Here is a 17,682-nt window from a genome sequence, read left to right as displayed (position 1 = left end):
AGTTTGGTTGTGATCCCTAAAAAGGCTGCGGCCTCAGAAACTGAATAGCCTTGCTCTGTTACTAAAGCAACTGCTTCTTGTTTAAATTCTGTTGTATAAATTTTGTTTTTTTGTTTTTTTGTTTTTTTGTTTTTTCGTTTTGTCATTTAACACCTCAATATTAGAACATTGTCCATTATTAAAGTGTCCGGCTCAATTAAACCAGTTCATTCTTGCCGGTACGAGGCAATTGGGCATCCCATTCAAATGCTTGCCCTTGAGTCCTTGATGACCAGCAGCCAAACATACACGGCCCCAATAATGAGATGAACTACAAGCCTCCATAACAACTTCGCAGGTAGGCAAGTTGATTAGAGCTTCATAAAGCTTTGTTCGAGATAGGCGCTTTGATAAGAAAGGTTTACCAGACTGATCGATGCCTAGCAATTGGAATACATTTTTTGCCAAATCGATGCTCAATATACTAACGTTACTCATGATGGATGCTCCTGTTAACTGTCGTTATTAACACCTTCAGTTTGGCGCATTGACGCCGATTTTGGAGTGTCCATCTCATCACCCCCCTTTAATTTAGGTTCCTGGAAATATTTTGATACATACTTATGTGATTACTTACTGGCTCTTTGGGCTAATTAAATCATGCGGCTTCGTCAAAGTATGTCTATCGCCAACCATCCTCTCGTCTAATTTCTATACAGTCCTTGTCCTTTTTATTGCTACATTGAGAAAGCCACGTATATCACCATGTCGGGTTTGGCTGGTGGCCAGAGCTATGTGGTCGATAACAATAACATATAAGGAAAGTACTATGGATAACAATGATAAAGGTATTTCAGCACACCTCGCTGAGCAGACCTCTCGTCGCAGCTTTTTGAAGAAGTCGTTGGCAGTTGGCAGTGCAATTGGCGCAGTGCCACTGGTACTGAATTCAACGTCAGCACATGCGCGAGGGGACTATGGCCAGTACCACAAGGTATATGGCAATGACCCAAGATATATTTCGATGCTGCTTGGTTCTAATATGCGGTTTTTAAGTCAGCCAACCTATATTGGCGCATGAAGTCTATATGGCTGCGAGGGATGCAATTGCACAAGGTAAACGCATTACCGTGCGGGCAGGCGGCCATTGTTATGAGGGGTTTGTTGATAACGATAATGGCGTTGTTATCGACATCAGTAATATGGACCGCATATACAAAGATGGCGATTACTATGTGGTGGAAGCGGGAGCAAATCTAGGCCATACCTATAAAACGTTGTTTAAAGAGTTTGGCAAGATCATTCCCGCAGGCTCATGCTTTGGTGTCGGTATTGGTGGGCATATTTGTGGCGGTGGTTTTGGTGTCCATTCACGTCAGTATGGATTGTCTAGTGACTATTTGGTTGGTGTAGAGCTCGTTTCGTTCAATGAGTGGGGAGGGCAAGCAAATTACCCAAGAAAGTACTTCAAAGGTCAATCTTCACAAGCTGACGAGGTTGTCTGGGCACATCAAGGCGGCGGTGGTGGTAACTTTGGGATAGTTACTAAGTATTACTTCAAAGATTTGCCTGATGTCCCTGCTTTTGTTCACGCGCAAGAGGTCGCGATTCCTTGGGGTAGCTTAGATTACACGCAATTTGCGGCATTGCTGAAAAATTACGGAGAATTTTGGACTAAGAATAATGGGCCTGAAAGTCGCTTTAATGCATTGCACTCTTCGATGTCGGTACCAAATTCAGTCGGTGGCAGTGGCGATATTCGTATACAGTTATTTAGTAGCGGCGATCCCGGGTTGATTGACGAGTTTCTGGATGCAGTCTTTTCGTCTACACAATTAGCACAAGCAAAAGTCGGGCTTCGTACTTCCGATCATATGGGGCTACAAAGCCAAGAAGATGCACCACCACGTCCAACCCCTCCAGGCAGTTATTTTAGTTTACCATGGTGGTACGGTACCCAATATAACGCAGGTCCGTTGATTGGTGCTCGAGGCAAAAATAAATCAGCCTACATGAATAAGCCATTCCCAGAATCCCAGATACGTACTTTGTGGTATGAGTTACGCAACGGTGACTATCTAAGCCCCGGAGGTATGGTACAAATCTCATCATATGGTGGCCAAATCAATGCGCTTTCCTCTTCTGATACAGCTGTATCTCATCGCAATTCGGTGATGAAGTTGCAATATCAAACGTACTGGTTTGAGGCCGGTCAAGATCCTTACCACATTGGTTGGATGAATAACCTTTACGAAAAGATGTATGGTAAAGCTGGGCCAGTACCAGATGGCACCATGGATGGATGCTATGTCAATTATGCGGATACTGACATCCAAAATTGGCAGTACCTTTACTACAAAGGCAATTATCCGAGACTGCAGCAAGTGAAACGATTATTAGATCCGACGAATCGGCTTAATCATGCTCAGTCAATAGAAGCTTAATCTCAAATAAATGATGCGCAAAATATTGCGCATCATAATGTCATCCAACCGCGTAATTAATAGCGGTTCATACAGTTTGCATAAAAAGTAGTTGTTGCAGGCCAGTCGCTAAATACGCCTTTTACACCAACTTGTCTTGCTAGTACATCCAATACCGTATAGACATCACCTTCCGTTTTGATAGCTTCACTGATCCCTTGATAGTACCAACCACCACCTTGAGAGATAAGCCCTGAACGTTCGAGTGTCCAAGTAATGATTTTGAGGTTAGCGTTTTTAGCTGCACGTGCATATTCAGAAGGCACAATCTTACCTTCATCGTCGAGTGTAAGTAGTACCCAAAGAGGCGGAGCAATTATATTCACTCCACTGGCTTTGATGTTTTCCATAGATGGCTGCCACGTTTGAGGGTTGCTGGGGTCAAACTTCGGGTCATCATAGCGTCCATCTAAATAAACCCCTTTTCGACCATAACGCGTGTTGTGACGCCAATATTGAACATCCTCAATATTGAACGACTGAGGCAATACTCTATGTGCCGGTATGCGGGCAGCTCTGTATTCGTCAATCATTTTTTGTGCATAATCTTGTTGGGTCATGCCTTCATATGGCATTGGTACTTGAGGTGCTTTTAGCTCTGGCGTCATTTTTACACGCAAAGACTTGAACAGCTCAATACTTTCTGCGTGGCTCATCAACGTGCCGGTTGCAGAGTACAAGTCTGTGCGCCAGCTAGCGGTACCTTTCACATATTCTTCTACTGTGGTGGCATTTGGGTTTGCGCCATCCATTTTACCTTTAAGCTGCTTGAACTCCTCAAGCGTTAAATCAGACGCACAACATTGCGCACTTGCTAGAGTGCCTGTTTCGGGATCTGCTGGGGTAAATGGTTGTGAGCACTTAGCGGCAAGCTCAGGCCGTATTAATATGTCGGTGCTGGTGTGTAAATCACATTGTGCGTGGCGACATACGAGCTCTTTGTCTTTGGTAAAAGTAACATCACACTCTAATACACCAGCGCCCATTTTTGCAGCCGCAATATATGACTCTTTTGTGTGCTCTGGGAATTGCGTTGGCGCACCTCGGTGACCGATAGAAAAGTCACTTTTAAAAAAAGGTCTATTTACGCAGCGAGAGAGCTTAGTTTTTAACGCACCCGGTGCCATTTGATCCAATAAATAAAAGGGGCGAGGGCCAAGCTGTGCAGTGGCGTTTGTATAGGCACTGCTAAGCAGTGCCGTACTTATTACGATTTTAGCTAAAGTTTTCATAACGTCCTAGTATGGTTTTTTTAGCTATTATCGGTATGAATTGTGACGTTTATATGAGTGCTTAGCGATAGTTACTTCGATAGTTTTCAACCCAAAGTTTGGTTGCTCCACACACCGCGGCAGGCATCACGATTAAGTTTACAAATGGGATCGCGGTGAGCACAAACACTGCAAAGCCAAAACCGTAAGACAGCCCTTGTTGACCCTTCAGCTCTTGCTTCATTTGATTGAAACTGATCTTATGATTATCAAATGGGTAATCATTGTATTGCACGTTGTACATCCAACAAGTAAACAATATCCACAGAATCTGACCAATAACGGGAAGAAACCAAAGCATAACGAAAAAGACAAGAGCACGAGGTAAGTAATAACGGAGTTTTGTCCATTCTCTACCGACCATGCGCGGGACGTCTTTAAGCACATCTGCTAAGCCATCGTCATTAATTTTTTGGCCTGTGAGGTGCATTTCTACCTTTTCAGATAACAGTCCATTGAATGGCGCAGCGATAAAGTTGGTGATAACAGTAAACACCATGCTGTAACTAAACAGAATAATTACAATGGCCAAAGGCCACAAAAACCACTCAACCCAACTTAATATACTCGGCAGCATTGACCTTAGGTATTCGAAACCTTGAGTAAGCCAATCAAAAAGAAAAAATAGTGAGCTACCAAATAATAGAATATTGATCAGCAGTGGAATGAAAACAAAACGCTTAAGTCCTTTTTGACCCAGCATGGAAAACCCTGCTATGAAATACTCCATCCCTTTTGTTAATTGCATAAGTAAACTCTAAATTAGGAACAGTTGCTATTTATTATAATCGCTTCTGAAAATTAACGTAGTGCTTTTTTGATCTGTATCATTGTAAATAAAACATATAAAATTCAGTAGCTAGAGTGTAAATGTCACACTCTCTTACAATTCTACAGGGCAAATAGTGTATCAACCCCCCTTGTAAACACGTAAGTGAGTCCATAAACTATTTTATATACTTATTTGGGAAATCATTGAATATGCGTATCTTTCATGTACTGTTTGCATTAAGCTTTGCGACGTTACTTTGTGTAACGACGGCGGGCGCTAATGCAGCTGATGAAAGACAACAGGTTGTTGAGGTCTTGGCTGATATTGATGTTCAGCTTTTAGATATTGACCTCGATGATGCCTTAACGCTCGGTGCTTCCAGTCGTGACATTGCGTGTGCTGAATGCAATCTTGTTACACGTTTTGTTGTTCAATCCAACTCCGCTCTTACAAACCAGATCCGCGCACCACCTACACACTAAACACGCTTAATTTTAAAATTTTCTTTATTTTATAATCGTGATTGAGGTGATCCATGGGTTATTATCGTGCGCTTAAAACAAATTCGGTAGAAACCGATACCGTTGCAAAAACAAATTCAATGACTGCTATTGCATCTAATGAAGTACAAGAGCAATTGCCAGCAGAACAATTTTTACATCCTTTACCAACCACAGAGGTTGATCAACACGCCACTATTGATGAAGTCTTGCTGGTATTAGATAAAACACACCAAGCAACAGCACTTGTTATTGATATGAATGGCCAGCCTCTTGGTTTTATCTCTATGGCGCAATTAGGTAGTCGGTTCATTTTGGCAAAAGCACAGGCGTTAGGTTGTACACGCAATGAATTGACTGTCAGTGATGTTATGGTGCCGTTAACGGCACTCCGTCAGATTTCTACTTCTCAGGTATTGAATGCGAGAGTGGGAGATATAATGGCGACGATGGAAGAGGATGGTCTAGCCTATTTATTAGTAGTTGGTCAGCAAGCAAATGCTGTGGGCTATTTTGATTTTATTGATATGGTAAAAAGCAGTAGCCGTACCATCACTGCACTCAAATCGAGCAGTGCGTTTAAAGATGTTGTGGAAAGCGTGCTGCACCATAGAGAAATGTAACAGTTCCCCCAAAGTTAATGTAAATTAAAGCCAAGGCATCTATATGATGCCTTTTTTAGTTTTTAAGGTAACTTAACGTTGTGCCGTTTGGCATACAAGTAAAATAACGGGAGTTCGATGAGTGTAAAGGTGACAAGGGTAAACCAAGTCCAAGTTACATTGAACCAAATCAAGCTAAACTCAGCTCCTGTACCAAAATATACCGAACCCACAACGCCTAATGACACCATAGATGCGATGAAGTCTTGCGCTGAAATTTTTTTAAAATCGTTACCCGCATATCTCGGATAAATGACGAAATAAGCTATTAGTAAAATAGCTGCATTGAGTAAAATTACATGGAACTCTGGGGACATAACTGCGTCTCAGAAAATTGAAAACCTGCAAAGTACATGTGCTACCCAGCACTCAGCTTTGCATAACCTAAGCTTTAAGCTTTTATTTGTGGCACATTGTAATCACATATCAACGTGTCTGCAAAGTAATCAATCTGTGTACTTTGACAATATTTAGAGAGTCTAGATCGTGGGTTGTCAGTAATTACACTGCCTTTTATGCCTGATTCTGTATATACTTCGCTTCTTAACCACATGAGGTGAGTATGCTGTCTAAAAACCAACAAAAACTAGTTAGAGCGCTGGCGCAAAAGAAATACCGCAAGCAACATGGTCTTTATTTAGTACAGGGTGAAAAAAATGTACTAGAGCTGCTGGCTGCTCAAATTGAAGTACAACATATTTTTGCGACACCTCAATTTATTGGTGCTCACCAAAACGAATTGAAAAACAGTAAAGTGACTGAATGCGACGAGCAAGTATTGAGTAAAGTAAGCACTTTAGTGACCAACAATGCTGCCATCGCAATTGTGCCTATTCCAGAGCAGCAAAGCATCGATAAAAGTGGTTTAGTATTGGCACTCGATGGCGTATCTGATCCCGGTAATTTAGGTACCATTATTCGTGTTGCAGATTGGTATGGCTTAAAGCAGATTGTGGTAAGCGAAGATTGTGCCGACCACTTAAACCCAAAAGTGATTAGCGCAACGATGGGGTCGTTTGCCCGTATTAATGTCGTCCGCACAGATCTAGAGCCTTTTTTAAGTCATTATAATGGTGCAATTTATGGCGCCTATTTAAATGGAGAAAATGTTCATCAAACTGCATTTAGTCAAAGTGGCGTATTAGTTATGGGCAGTGAGTCTCATGGGATTCGGCCACATCTGAGCCAATATATCAACCAGCCGATTACGATTCCTGCATTTGGAGGAGCCGAGTCTTTGAATGTGGCGATGGCTACAGGGATCATTCTTGATAACATACGCCGCGCAGTGTAGCGTGAGTCGTGTAAGTAAATTTTTGGTCTCATAATTAAAACTTTCTATGCGCTTAAGTCACATTAAACTGGCTGGTTTCAAGTCCTTTGTAGATCCAATGAAGATCCCATTTCCCGATCAGATGACCTGTGTCGTGGGCCCAAATGGCTGTGGGAAGTCAAATGTGATCGATGCAGTTCGATGGGTACTTGGTGAGAGTTCGGCTAAAAACCTGCGCGGTGATGCCATGACGGACGTTATCTTTAATGGCTCAACACACCGTAAAGCCATTTCTCAAGCTTCCGTAGAACTCATGTTTGATAACACTCAAGGAACACTGTCTGGTTCATTGGTGGATAGAAATCAGATTGCCATAAAGCGATTGGTTACGAGAGATGGTCAGTCATTGTATTACCTCAACGGCAGTAAATGTCGTCGTCGAGACATCACAGATATCTTTTTAGGTACAGGTTTAGGGCCGCGCAGTTACGCGATTATTGAACAAGGGATGATCTCTCGTCTTATCGAAAGTAAACCCCACGAACTTCGGGTGTTTTTAGAAGAAGCAGCAGGAGTATCTAAATATAAAGAGCGCAGGAGAGAGACGCAAACCCGCATCAAAAGCACGCGCGATAACTTAGAGCGTTTATTAGATATGCGCCAAGAGCTGCAATCTCAGCTCGATAGACTAGCAAAACAGGCAGAGTCGGCGCGTAAATATAAAGATTTAAAAACGCAAGAAAGAACATTAAAAGGGCAACTTGCGGTATTAAAGTGGCAGGATTTTAATGACAAGCTCCAGTTTAAAGTTGCTGAAATTGGTAAACTGGATGAAAAACTAACCTTCTTAGAGCAAGCGCACGGCGGGCAGAGTGATGTGATAGCGAGCTTTGAGCAACAGGTAACGCATCTAACTGATGCACTCACCGTTGCGCAGCAGTCGCTACATAAAATACATACCGAGCTCACCCGTGCTGAGCAACAAAAAGTGCACTTAGGTGAGAAACGCCAAGAACTCATAGAAGCGCAAAGTAAACTTGGTCAAGAGCATGAAAATGCACAACAACTTCTAAATGAGCAGCAACACTCGAGTGAGACACATCAACAGCAGTATGATGATGCAGCAGAAGCGGTGGTGATATGCGAAGCAGAACTGGATGAAGTGACAGCGCTTTATGAAGAGGCACACGAAAAAACAGAAGACGTTGAACAGCAATTAGAGTTGGCTCAATTACAATTAAATGAAGCTCAGGCCAATTTAAACAATGAAAATAACAAGTTGCAGCAACTGGACCAAGCGTATTCGCACCAGCAAGAAAAGCGCAAAGGATTAACAGATAAACAATCAGTATTGATAGCGCAAAACAGTGCAGAAACTTTATCTCAAGAACAAGCAAAGCAACAGGCAATGGTCAAAGAGATGGCTTTGTTACAAAGCCTCTCACAAAAACTAGTGGAAAAAGTGACTGCGTCAGAGCGACAGGTAAAAGCATGTGAAGATTTGCTATCGACACAGAGCCAGCAGCTTTTAGAGCAAACGACAGAAAGGGACATGCTGTCTGGGTTACTTGGTACAGTTGGGTCTGAAACTAATCAAAGCTTTCTGAGTCAATTAAAAGTGGATTCAATGCATACACAAGTTGTTGAACGGGCATTGTTTAGTATCACTGAACTTCATTTGACTAGGCCAAATGAAGAAGGGGGCTTGTGGCCTTCTTCGCATATGCCCCACCCAGAAAGTGTCGCAAAATTGATTGTATCAGGTGTATATCCAAGTTTTTTAAATCATATTAAATGGCTTGATAAATCTCGCCAGTTTGTGCCATGTGCTCAATTTTTCTTGGCAGTAGACGAGTCTGGTGAGCTATATGGTGAAAACTTTATAACCGAGCCGAGTAACAATGAAAATAGCGAGCTTGCTAAATATGCCAGGCTTGAGTTGCTATCGAGCACCATACCTGAATTTGAGAAGTCTGTGAGCCAAACCAAAGGGCGTTTAGCAGAGTTCAAGGAGATCCACACTGAGTTTGTGGCACAAGTTGAAACAAATAGGCAGGATATTCATCGCATTGCTCAAGATATAGCAGGCAACAAGAGCCGTATCGAAGTCTTACAGCAACAACACGCACAATGGGTACAACAGTCCGAGCAATTGTGCGTTGAATTAAAAGATGTTGAAGACACTTTAATAATGCATCAAAAAGAGCGTGATGCGCTGGTTGCTCAACATGAACTACAAGCTGAGCAGGCTGATTTATTGCAGCGGCAGGCGGCAGTGCGCAAAGAAGCAGTCGAAAAGCATAAGCAGGTATATACCCACATACAGCTTCGTAAAAATCAGCTGCAAGAGCGTGTACACCAAACCAAATTGACATTGCAGCAAGCACAGAGTACGCAGCAACTTAGCGCTACAAAGTCGGCACACTTACAACAAAGCTTAGCGCAATGTGAAGCGACTCTGAACTCTAACAAAGCCCAGTTAACCAAGTTGGAGCTACCAACTGAAGAGATTAAAACGCAAATTCAAACCCTGATAGGCGACCATCAGGCACAAAAGGTGCAGTTAGAGGAGCTGGAATTAGAGGTAAAAAATGCCAAACAACAGCTTGCTGAAAAGCAACTGTCAGTGCAGGACTCACAAGCACAAAGCCTCAAGCTGAAGGAGCAAAAACAGCAACTCCAGTTACAAGAGCAAAGTTTAGTGGTAAAAGCGCAGTCTGCACTAGAGCCGCTTCTTGAGTTAAAGCAAACTTTAAAAGGTGTGCTAGCGACTTTAAATAAAGACATGACGCAAGGTGTGTATCAAAGTAAATTGGCTGCAACAAGTCACAAGCTGTCAATGCTGGGTGCTGTTAACCTAGCAGCTATTGAAGAGTATGATGAAGCGTCGGCGCGTAAAAAGTACCTTGATGAACAGCTCAATGACTTAACCGCGGCACTGGAAACGCTTGAAAACGCCATCCGTAAAATTGATAGAGAGACAAAAACACGGTTTAGGGCGACATTTGATGAGGTTAATGGCTCACTTGGAGAGCTATTTCCAAAAGTTTTTGGTGGGGGAAGTGCGTATTTAGAGCTCACCAGTGATGATTTGTTAGAAAGTGGTGTTACTATAATGGCAAGACCACCAGGAAAGAAAAACTCGACAATTCATTTGCTAAGTGGTGGAGAAAAAGCGTTGACCGCATTATCATTGGTATTTTCTATCTTTAGATTAAATCCAGCTCCATTTTGTATGTTGGATGAGGTAGATGCGCCATTGGATGATGCTAATGTCGGGCGTTTTTGCCGTTTAGTAGAAGAAATGTCACAGGCGGTGCAATTTATTTATATTAGCCATAATAAAGTGGCGATGGAAATGGCCGCAAGGCTGACGGGGGTAACTATGGCGGAACCTGGGGTTTCTCGTGTAGTTGCCGTGGACATAGAACAAGCAGTGCAAATGGCACATACTTAATAAGTAAAGGTGAACAATGGCCACAGAGTTAAGATGGGCATTAATCGTGATCAGTGCATTGATCATAGGTGGATTACTGATTCATGGGTTATGGTCTGTTAGAAAAAAAGAAGACAAAGATGGTAGCAGACAGGATGTACCAGCACCGATGGATGATATGAAAACATCAGAGCCAGAACTTAATGATATGAGCTTTACGGCAGTAGAAGAAGAACCTAAAGCCACAATTGAAGAGCCTGTTTTACACGATTCTGACGAGGAGCAACAACACGAGGCATCAGAGACGAACTCTGCATCTCAGCCCGCTCCAGAACCCCAAGACTTTATTATCTTGCACATTCAAATGCCTGAAGGGCTCACAATGGCAGGGTCAAAGCTTTTACCTAGTGTGCTGAGTTTAGGTTTTAAGTATTCAGAAGAAGGCTTCTTTAATCGCCATGTTGAGTCATCTGGTAATGGCCCTGTGCTATTTCGTTTAGTGAATATGTATAACCCAGGTACATTTGATATAGACAATATGGAACAATTTAGCACCGCAGGTGTGAGCTTGTTTATGACGCTACCTTGCGAAGGGGATAGCATGGCGGCATTTAATATGCTTCATAGTGCAGCCAAAAAACTTTCAGATGAGTTTGGTGCGCAGGTACTAGACAGTGCCCGCAAGCCACTAACTGTCGATACAATTAGAGCATATGTCGAAAAAGTACGTGAATTTGCTGCATAGCATGTAATTATGCTTTGTGCTCTGTACTTAACAAGCGCAAAAGATAAAATAAGCCACTGGTATTAGCCGGTGGCTTTTGTGTTATTAAGAGGTTGAAATGTCCGAATCTATCAGTAATAGAATCAATGAATTAAAGGCGCAATTAGAAGATCATAATTACAAGTATTATGTTTTAGATATGCCGTCAGTGCCAGACGCTGAATACGATAGGCTAATGCGCGAACTGGTAGACCTAGAAACGCAACATCCTGAGTTTCTAAGTGTTGACTCTCCTTCACAAAAAGTTGGGGGAATGGCACTAAGCAAGTTTGAACAAGTTACACATAAAGTACCGATGTTATCGCTTGATAATGCGTTTGGTGAAGATGAATTCAATGCGTTTAACCGCCGTATAAAAGAGCGCTTGCTAGAAAGTAATGAGTTGCACTTTTGTTGTGAGCCGAAGTTAGATGGTTTAGCGGTGTCGATTTTGTATCGATATGGTGTACTAGTACAAGCGGCGACTCGTGGTGATGGCCAAGTAGGTGAAAACATTACTGAAAATGTTAAAACTATACGCAATATACCGCTGCGCCTAAGAGGGGAAAATATCCCTGTTGAGGTAGAAGTACGTGGTGAAGTATTTATGGATAAGGTTGGCTTCGACCGTCTTAATGAGGCCGCTTTGGCCAAAGATGAAAAGACATTTGCTAACCCACGTAATGCCGCAGCAGGAAGCTTACGTCAGCTAGATTCAAAGGTAACGGCTCAAAGACCATTAATGTTTTACGCATATTCAATGGGCACAATCGAAGGGTCGGAGCTGGATAACACACATTTTGGTCAACTTGAGCAGCTAAAACAGTGGGGCTTACCTATGTGCCCTGAAACCAAACGAGTTGAAGGTGTTGCACAGGCGATCAGTTATTACCAAGATATTCTTATTCGCCGTGATCGGCTTAGTTATGAAATAGATGGCGTTGTTATTAAAGTCGATAACAAACAGCAACAGTCACAGCTTGGGTTTGTGGCACGTGCGCCGCGCTGGGCAATTGCATACAAATTCCCTGCCCAAGAAGAAGTCACTCAGTTATTGGATGTTGAATTCCAAGTAGGGCGCACAGGTGCTATTACGCCAGTCGCTCGTCTTGACCCCGTTTTTGTGGGAGGAGTTACAGTTTCTAATGCGACGCTTCACAATCAAGATGAGATAGATCGTTTAGGTATCAAAGTAAAAGACCATGTGATCATTCGTCGTGCAGGGGATGTGATCCCACAGATCACGCAAGTTATTTTAGATAAACGCCCAGATGACACCAGAGAGATCCAATTTCCTGATACCTGTCCTGTCTGTGATTCTCATGTGGAGCGTGTTGAAGGGGAAGCCGTTGCGCGATGTACTGGTGGGCTAGTTTGTCAGGCGCAAAGAAAAGAGGCCATTAAGCACTTTTCTTCTCGCAAGGCGCTCGATATAGATGGCCTTGGTGACAAAATTGTTGAGCAGCTGGTGGACAGAGAGCTCATTAAGACACCTGCCGAGTTGTTTAAGTTACGCCAAGGGCACTTTGAGTCGCTGGAGCGCATGGGCCCTAAGTCGGCTAAAAACTTGGTAGATGCACTTGAGATTGGCAAGAAAACTACTTTAGCTAAATTTTTATACGCGTTGGGTATACGTGAAGTGGGCGAAGCGACGGCTCAAAATTTAGCAAACCATTACTTAACCCTTGAAAAGGTGATGAATGCCACCATTGAAAGCTTACAAGAAGTGAGTGATGTGGGAGTGGTGGTTGCACATCATATCAACGCGTTTTTCAAAGAGCTGCACAATCAGACAGTCGTTTCTGAGTTGCTAGAAGTCGGTATTCACTGGCCAGAAATCGCAGCGCCTGCAGAGTATGTACAGCCGCTTGCTGGCTTGACGTATGTGCTAACAGGTACCATGAGTGAGTTAAACCGCAATGATGCAAAAGTACGACTTCAAGCACTTGGCGCTAAAGTAGCTGGTAGTGTATCAAAGAACACAGATGCGTTAATTGCGGGTGAAAAAGCGGGATCTAAGCTGACTAAAGCACAGGATCTAGGCATTGAAATTATGGATGAAGCTGCGCTAATCGCGTTATTTGAAAAGCATCAAGGTTAAATAAACAAGTGGGGGTAGCGTGAGTAAATTAATAGGTCGCTTTGGACCAGAGTATTGGGACAAATACGGTGTCTACAGAACACCAATTGGCTTTAATTTGACTTTAATTGTGCTCTTACGCCCCTTTTTAATTTGGCTCATGTCGGCGCTGACTTGGCGCCCTGACTTGGATATTATGAGTCTGTTTTTCCCTGTCAAAAGTAACTTCTTTGTTGCCATCGGTATCGCTGCTATTGCGCTATTACCTGCACTGGTTTTTTCAATGCGTCGCCCAAGTAGTTCGACCCGTTGGGGAGAGCTTTGGGGATATATGCGCTGGCCTCTACTGATTGCGGCCCTTTTAGATCTAGGCTGGCTTGTAATGCAAGCTGCAAATGGTCACTACCAATTTTCCTTTTACCTAGCGAGTCAGATAGTACTGGTTTCATGGGTAACTTTGTATCTAATTCAGAGCCGTTACTTAACGTGTTTTTTTAGTGATTGGCCGGAACCAGAAGCTAAATAGCTTGACGCAAAAGCGACCAAAAGCCTAAATGTAAAGTAGGGTTTTGTCGTTCTCGTGAACGTAAACAGTGACGGTTTTAGTGGTGAGTTTGCTTATTTTACTTAATGAGAAGTCACGGGTGATATGATGATTTTTTGTTAAAGCTCATCTGATGTATACCAGTTGTTAATTATATAGGAACTGGTATTGTTTAAACCTAGATATGTCATGAAGTTAGTGTAGGGTGTATCCATACATCGAGAGAGGCGAAATAGTGTTATTAGCTGAAAACATTAACAATAATATATTACTAGGAATATCAACATGTTAATTTGGCAAGATATCCTCAAATTGGCCAACGAGGGCAACCCTACACCACCACGAAGGGTTGAGAAGAGTATGATGCAGTGGCAAGCTTTACTAGAGCCTTCTGTATTTCATATTACTCGCAATAAAGGCACTGAAAGGCCGTTCAGTTCGCAATCATGTAGTTTGTTCGAACCTGGCCAATATGAATGTGCTTGCTGTGGCGAGTTACTTTTTGATGCGCATGAGAAATTTGAAAGTGGGTCTGGCTGGCCCTCATTTACACAACCAGCAGATCCCAGAGCGGTAGCGTACATATTAGATAACTCACATGGTATGGCACGCGTTGAAATTGTTTGTAATGTTTGTGATGCACACTTAGGACATGTCTTTCCTGACGGGCCCAAGCCTAGCGGGTTAAGGTACTGTGTTAATGCTCTGGCGATGGTCAAGCAAGAGACTGTGAGTTGATTTTAAATAAGGGGTGTCATACGCCCCCTTGTTTTACGCCAATCTTTTAATGGGCAAGTCCCATTTCTTTCATTTGTGCAAGTAACTTATCGAAGCGAGTGAGCTGCTCGGAGTCAAGTTCGGAGTCTTGTAAAACCTTTAAGCACTTTTTGGCCAAGTTAGTGTTAAAGGTAATGCCCTTTTTACCAGTCGCATCGGTTAAGCACTGTAATAAATTGAGGGCAATACTCGCGTTCTTAGGCATGACTCTAAACGCTTGAGAAAAGGCTTCTAAGGCGACATCAAGTTCTCCCTTATTAAACTGCTTAACGGCATGGTTATTGAGCTCTTTGGGCCCCATTGTAATATCCTTACGCTCATCATGCTGCTGATGTAAGTAGCGCATCATAACGGGATCTTCTTGAGCTTGATGGCGTTCACAATGCTCTATGATTTGCCCAAACAAGGCTTGAGCTTTATGTTGGAAACCGAGTTCATGGAACGCCTTGGCCTTGTCTAATGCTGCGTCTACCGAGCGGATCACTGGTTCGTCTTCGAGCTGTTCCATGAGATGCCGTGCTTTCTTATGCTCGTCTTTTAAGTAGTGCATTCGCGCGTTAAGAACATCCACTTGTGTTTGATTTATTGCGTTTGGGAATTGTTTTTTCAGATCAGTTAAATACTGCTGAGTCTGTCGGGTGATTTTTTGGATTTGTTCATGTTGGTCGGTCGCCAATGCAAAGTCGATGCCTGCTCGTGCTGCATTTAGATATACCTCTGGGCTGTCGTGAATAGAGTAGCGCGCAAAGCTGGCGATTTCTTTTTGCGCATTGTAGCTGCACTCATAATCGTGATTGATCATTGCAACAGTACTGAGTGATTTTTGCCGTGAGAGATTTCGAGGTGCAATTTGCGAAGCTTCGTGCAGTGCCTTTTGAGCGTGTTCAAACTGGTTAAGTTTAATTTCCAAGCGCCCGAGGAGGTCCAGAGCCGCAAGGCGAGTTTCGCTTTTTTCAATAAGCCCTTTAAGAAATTTTTGCGCGGTCAAATCTTCATTATTTGCAATGAGTGCTTCTACCATTCCTAATTTGGCCCAAGTAAATTTTTGTAACTCTAGTGCTGACTTATAAAACTGTTTAGCCTCATCAAAGCGTTTCAACTTTAGTAGAGTTTCACCCTTGAGTTTAAGCAACATAACGGAATAGGCATGCTGTTGGCCATCAAGCTCGCTATTGATAAACTTTAGCGCTTTAGAATAGTTCTCGTCATCTATGAGCGTATAGATTTTTCTAAGGCCTTGTTTTCTTTTTAGGATCCTTTCAATACGGGTTTTGAGATCTTTAATCGTAAATGGTTTAACAAGAAAATCGTCAGGCTGCAGCTCTACTACGCTGTGTACGAGCTCTGGGCTGGTCTCAGCCGAGGTGAAAATAAACCCAGTACAGCGTTTGATTAATCGCTTTTTCAAAAGTTCTTCATAAAGCTGATAGCCATTTTGGCGCTTACTTAAATCAAAAGAGCAAATGATAAGCTCAAATTTATTGGTCTGACAGCTTTCTTTGGCAACAGCAGCAGATTCAGCAATAAATACATTGCGATAAGCCAAGCGTTCTAGCGATTGTTTTAAGTAACTAAGCGCCAGAGGTTGTTCTTCCACAATCAAAATTTTTGAATTAACAAATGGTTGAACTGGCATATTGATCTAAATGTGTTGCTCCCAATGTTTTTAGTCTAGTCGTTTCTTCTAAGTTTTAAAATAGTTCGTCAAAAGATGACAAGCACAATAGGAAGTAACTAACTGGAAAATAAACATTTGGAAATTGTTTCTAGATATGAAAGTAGAATGGTGGGTTGTACTGGACTTGAACCAGTGACCCTCGCCTTGTAAGGGCGATGCTCTCCCAACTGAGCTAACAACCCGGGATTGTGTAATTTGGTGGGTGATACTGGACTTGAACCAGTGACCCTCGCCTTGTAAGGGCGATGCTCTCCCAACTGAGCTAATCACCCAAATTACATTCTATATTTAGTGGTGGGTTGTACTGGACTTGAACCAGTGACCCTCGCCTTGTAAGGGCGATGCTCTCCCAACTGAGCTAACAACCCAAATATAGATTTTCTGGATAAGTATCCAACCGCAAAACGGATTTTAATGGTGGGTTGTACTGGACTTGAACCAGTGACCCTCGCCTTGTAAGGGCGATGCTCTCCCAACTGAGCTAACAACCCGGGATTGTGTAATTTGGTGGGTGATACTGGACTTGAACCAGTGACCCTCGCCTTGTAAGGGCGATGCTCTCCCAACTGAGCTAATCACCCAAATTACATTCTATATTTAGTGGTGGGTTGTACTGGACTTGAACCAGTGACCCTCGCCTTGTAAGGGCGATGCTCTCCCAACTGAGCTAACAACCCAATATAGAATATAGATATGTGGTGGGTTGTACTGGACTTGAACCAGTGACCCTCGCCTTGTAAGGGCGATGCTCTCCCAACTGAGCTAACAACCCATATCTAAAATCACAACAACGTTTTTCAAATTGTGCCGCGTCATTGTGGGGCGCTATTATAGGTGTAACAACAAAGGAGTCAATAGTTAGAATGAAAAATTCGTTCAGTTGCTTTAATTATAAGCAAAACAGCTGGAATTCAATAACTCTTCATTATAAAGGAAGTCTAAAGTAAAGGGAGTTTACTGAGTAACACTCACTAACAGCTGATGATGCAGGGGAGGGGACGGGGCTTTTGCTTCACTATTGTGAGTTATGACACTTTGAGGTCGTGACCCCCCGTTTTTGTTGGCACCAATATAATATTAGAGATGAAGGGCTAAATCATGTCAGTGAGAAGGTTGAAAATTGAACGAAAACAAGTGCTTTGATTGAAGTTGTAAATCGTTTTGTATATATTGTGTCCTCCTGGGTGTTTTTTTAAAGCAGTTAGAAAAAACTTCACTAAAAATTGTTGACTTTATTTTCCTGCCTGCATAGAATGCGCCCCGCACTCAGCGATGCACGTCTTAAATGACGTTGGCAGTTTGGGGCTATAGCTCAGCTGGGAGAGCGCCTCGCTGGCAGCGAGGAGGTCGACGGTTCGATCCCGTCTAGCTCCACCAAAATTTCGTTGAAAAAGTCCTAGTGACATTGTTTAGTTTTAAACTTCGAATGTTTAAAATTAATATTGTGTCCCCTTCGTCTAGAGG

The 17,682-nt window shown here is 42.7% G+C and carries 15 protein-coding genes, 8 tRNA genes and 1 pseudogene; 11 read left to right on the top strand and 13 right to left on the bottom strand.

Going from position 1 to position 17,682, the window contains the following annotated elements; genetic code table 11:
- Both N482_RS24595 and N482_RS23395 read right to left on the bottom strand, forming a co-directional pair.
- Positions 1-146, bottom strand: a 146-nt coding sequence (locus N482_RS24595; RefSeq protein ID WP_155730692.1) for a transposase, incomplete at its 3' end; no start/stop codon positions are given.
- A gap of 121 nt (positions 147-267) precedes the next feature.
- Positions 268-477 (bottom strand): annotated as a pseudogene (locus N482_RS23395) (IS110 family transposase); the annotation flags it as partial.
- A gap of 331 nt (positions 478-808) precedes the next feature.
- Here N482_RS23395 and N482_RS23390 point away from each other — a divergent pair.
- Entirely contained in the window at positions 809-1,060 is a 252-nt protein-coding gene (locus N482_RS23390) for a twin-arginine translocation signal domain-containing protein (RefSeq protein WP_063379336.1), read from the top strand.
- 7 nt (positions 1,061-1,067) lie between these two features.
- Positions 1,068-2,423 carry a BBE domain-containing protein gene (locus tag N482_RS23385; protein WP_063379335.1) on the top strand — a complete coding sequence of 452 codons (1,356 nt, stop codon included), beginning with the start codon at positions 1,068-1,070 and terminating at the stop codon, positions 2,421-2,423.
- 56 nt (positions 2,424-2,479) lie between these two features.
- On the opposite strand, the gene N482_RS23380 is transcribed toward N482_RS23385, so the two are convergent.
- Complete coding sequence (locus N482_RS23380) at positions 2,480-3,694, bottom strand: glycerophosphodiester phosphodiesterase family protein (RefSeq protein WP_063379334.1); 1,215 nt, start codon at positions 3,692-3,694, stop codon at positions 2,480-2,482.
- A 61-nt stretch (positions 3,695-3,755) separates the two neighbouring features.
- Complete coding sequence (cysZ, locus tag N482_RS23375; RefSeq protein WP_063379333.1) at positions 3,756-4,481, bottom strand: sulfate transporter CysZ; 726 nt, start codon at positions 4,479-4,481, stop codon at positions 3,756-3,758.
- A gap of 233 nt (positions 4,482-4,714) precedes the next feature.
- Here cysZ and N482_RS23370 point away from each other — a divergent pair, with 233 nt between their 5' ends.
- Positions 4,715-4,987, top strand: a complete 273-nt coding sequence (locus N482_RS23370; RefSeq protein WP_063379332.1) for a hypothetical protein — start codon at positions 4,715-4,717, stop codon at positions 4,985-4,987.
- A 53-nt stretch (positions 4,988-5,040) separates the two neighbouring features.
- Positions 5,041-5,628 carry a hypothetical protein gene (locus N482_RS23365; protein WP_063379331.1) on the top strand — a complete coding sequence of 196 codons (588 nt, stop codon included), beginning with the start codon at positions 5,041-5,043 and terminating at the stop codon, positions 5,626-5,628.
- 62 nt (positions 5,629-5,690) lie between these two features.
- On the opposite strand, the gene N482_RS23360 is transcribed toward N482_RS23365, so the two are convergent.
- Entirely contained in the window at positions 5,691-5,984 is a 294-nt protein-coding gene (locus N482_RS23360) for a hypothetical protein (protein ID WP_063379330.1), read from the bottom strand.
- Positions 5,985-6,229: 245 nt separating this feature from the next.
- Between N482_RS23360 and N482_RS23355 the strand changes: the two genes are divergently transcribed.
- The 6 genes from N482_RS23355 to msrB all read left to right on the top strand — a co-directional run bounded on the left by N482_RS23355 (position 6,230) and on the right by msrB (position 14,501).
- The gene (locus tag N482_RS23355) at positions 6,230-6,961 is read left to right on the top strand and encodes a TrmH family RNA methyltransferase (RefSeq protein ID WP_063379329.1); all 732 of its coding nucleotides are present in this window, start codon (positions 6,230-6,232) and stop codon (positions 6,959-6,961) included.
- 46 nt (positions 6,962-7,007) lie between these two features.
- Positions 7,008-10,397 (top strand): chromosome segregation SMC family protein, encoded by a 3,390-nt coding sequence (locus tag N482_RS23350; protein WP_063379328.1) that lies wholly within the window; start codon positions 7,008-7,010, stop codon positions 10,395-10,397.
- A gap of 16 nt (positions 10,398-10,413) precedes the next feature.
- Positions 10,414-11,121 (top strand): cell division protein ZipA, encoded by a 708-nt coding sequence (gene zipA, locus N482_RS23345; protein WP_063379327.1) that lies wholly within the window; start codon positions 10,414-10,416, stop codon positions 11,119-11,121.
- A gap of 97 nt (positions 11,122-11,218) precedes the next feature.
- Complete coding sequence (ligA, locus tag N482_RS23340; RefSeq protein WP_063379326.1) at positions 11,219-13,240, top strand: NAD-dependent DNA ligase LigA; 2,022 nt, start codon at positions 11,219-11,221, stop codon at positions 13,238-13,240.
- Positions 13,241-13,271: 31 nt separating this feature from the next.
- A complete protein-coding gene (locus N482_RS23335; protein ID WP_063379338.1) occupies positions 13,272-13,745 on the top strand; it encodes a DUF2919 domain-containing protein in 474 nt (157 codons plus the stop codon).
- A 303-nt stretch (positions 13,746-14,048) separates the two neighbouring features.
- Positions 14,049-14,501, top strand: a complete 453-nt coding sequence (gene msrB, locus N482_RS23330; RefSeq protein WP_063379325.1) for a peptide-methionine (R)-S-oxide reductase MsrB — start codon at positions 14,049-14,051, stop codon at positions 14,499-14,501.
- Between the two features lie 46 nt (positions 14,502-14,547).
- On the opposite strand, the gene N482_RS23325 is transcribed toward msrB, so the two are convergent.
- The 8 genes from N482_RS23325 to N482_RS23290 form a co-directional block, all read right to left on the bottom strand.
- Positions 14,548-16,176 (bottom strand): response regulator, encoded by a 1,629-nt coding sequence (locus N482_RS23325; RefSeq protein ID WP_063373034.1) that lies wholly within the window; start codon positions 16,174-16,176, stop codon positions 14,548-14,550.
- 148 nt (positions 16,177-16,324) lie between these two features.
- Positions 16,325-16,400 (bottom strand) — tRNA-Val (locus N482_RS23320).
- Between the two features lie 14 nt (positions 16,401-16,414).
- A tRNA-Val gene (locus N482_RS23315) sits at positions 16,415-16,490 on the bottom strand.
- A 20-nt stretch (positions 16,491-16,510) separates the two neighbouring features.
- A tRNA-Val gene (locus tag N482_RS23310) sits at positions 16,511-16,586 on the bottom strand.
- A 47-nt stretch (positions 16,587-16,633) separates the two neighbouring features.
- A tRNA-Val gene (locus N482_RS23305) sits at positions 16,634-16,709 on the bottom strand.
- Between the two features lie 14 nt (positions 16,710-16,723).
- Positions 16,724-16,799, bottom strand: a tRNA-Val gene (locus N482_RS23300).
- A gap of 20 nt (positions 16,800-16,819) precedes the next feature.
- A tRNA-Val gene (locus N482_RS23295) sits at positions 16,820-16,895 on the bottom strand.
- Between the two features lie 19 nt (positions 16,896-16,914).
- Positions 16,915-16,990: transfer RNA gene (locus tag N482_RS23290), tRNA-Val, on the bottom strand.
- Between the two features lie 529 nt (positions 16,991-17,519).
- Here N482_RS23290 and N482_RS23285 point away from each other — a divergent pair.
- Positions 17,520-17,595: transfer RNA gene (locus tag N482_RS23285), tRNA-Ala, on the top strand.
- Positions 17,596-17,682 lie beyond the last annotated feature (87 nt).

Source organism: Pseudoalteromonas luteoviolacea NCIMB 1942, assembly GCF_001625595.1.
Lineage (GTDB): Bacteria > Pseudomonadota > Gammaproteobacteria > Enterobacterales > Alteromonadaceae > Pseudoalteromonas > Pseudoalteromonas luteoviolacea_A.
This window is presented reverse-complemented; position numbering and strand designations above follow the sequence as displayed.

Coding starts and splice junctions, on each gene's coding strand:
- N482_RS23390 (WP_063379336.1), top strand. CDS start 809: ATGGATAACAATGATAAAGGTATTTCAGCACACCTCGCTGAGCAGACC.
- N482_RS23385 (WP_063379335.1), top strand. CDS start 1,068: ATGGCTGCGAGGGATGCAATTGCACAAGGTAAACGCATTACCGTGCGG.
- N482_RS23380 (WP_063379334.1), bottom strand. CDS start 3,694: ATGAAAACTTTAGCTAAAATCGTAATAAGTACGGCACTGCTTAGCAGT.
- cysZ (WP_063379333.1), bottom strand. CDS start 4,481: ATGCAATTAACAAAAGGGATGGAGTATTTCATAGCAGGGTTTTCCATG.
- N482_RS23370 (WP_063379332.1), top strand. CDS start 4,715: ATGCGTATCTTTCATGTACTGTTTGCATTAAGCTTTGCGACGTTACTT.
- N482_RS23365 (WP_063379331.1), top strand. CDS start 5,041: ATGGGTTATTATCGTGCGCTTAAAACAAATTCGGTAGAAACCGATACC.
- N482_RS23360 (WP_063379330.1), bottom strand. CDS start 5,984: ATGTCCCCAGAGTTCCATGTAATTTTACTCAATGCAGCTATTTTACTA.
- N482_RS23355 (WP_063379329.1), top strand. CDS start 6,230: ATGCTGTCTAAAAACCAACAAAAACTAGTTAGAGCGCTGGCGCAAAAG.
- N482_RS23350 (WP_063379328.1), top strand. CDS start 7,008: ATGCGCTTAAGTCACATTAAACTGGCTGGTTTCAAGTCCTTTGTAGAT.
- zipA (WP_063379327.1), top strand. CDS start 10,414: ATGGCCACAGAGTTAAGATGGGCATTAATCGTGATCAGTGCATTGATC.
- ligA (WP_063379326.1), top strand. CDS start 11,219: ATGTCCGAATCTATCAGTAATAGAATCAATGAATTAAAGGCGCAATTA.
- msrB (WP_063379325.1), top strand. CDS start 14,049: ATGTTAATTTGGCAAGATATCCTCAAATTGGCCAACGAGGGCAACCCT.
- N482_RS23325 (WP_063373034.1), bottom strand. CDS start 16,176: ATGCCAGTTCAACCATTTGTTAATTCAAAAATTTTGATTGTGGAAGAA.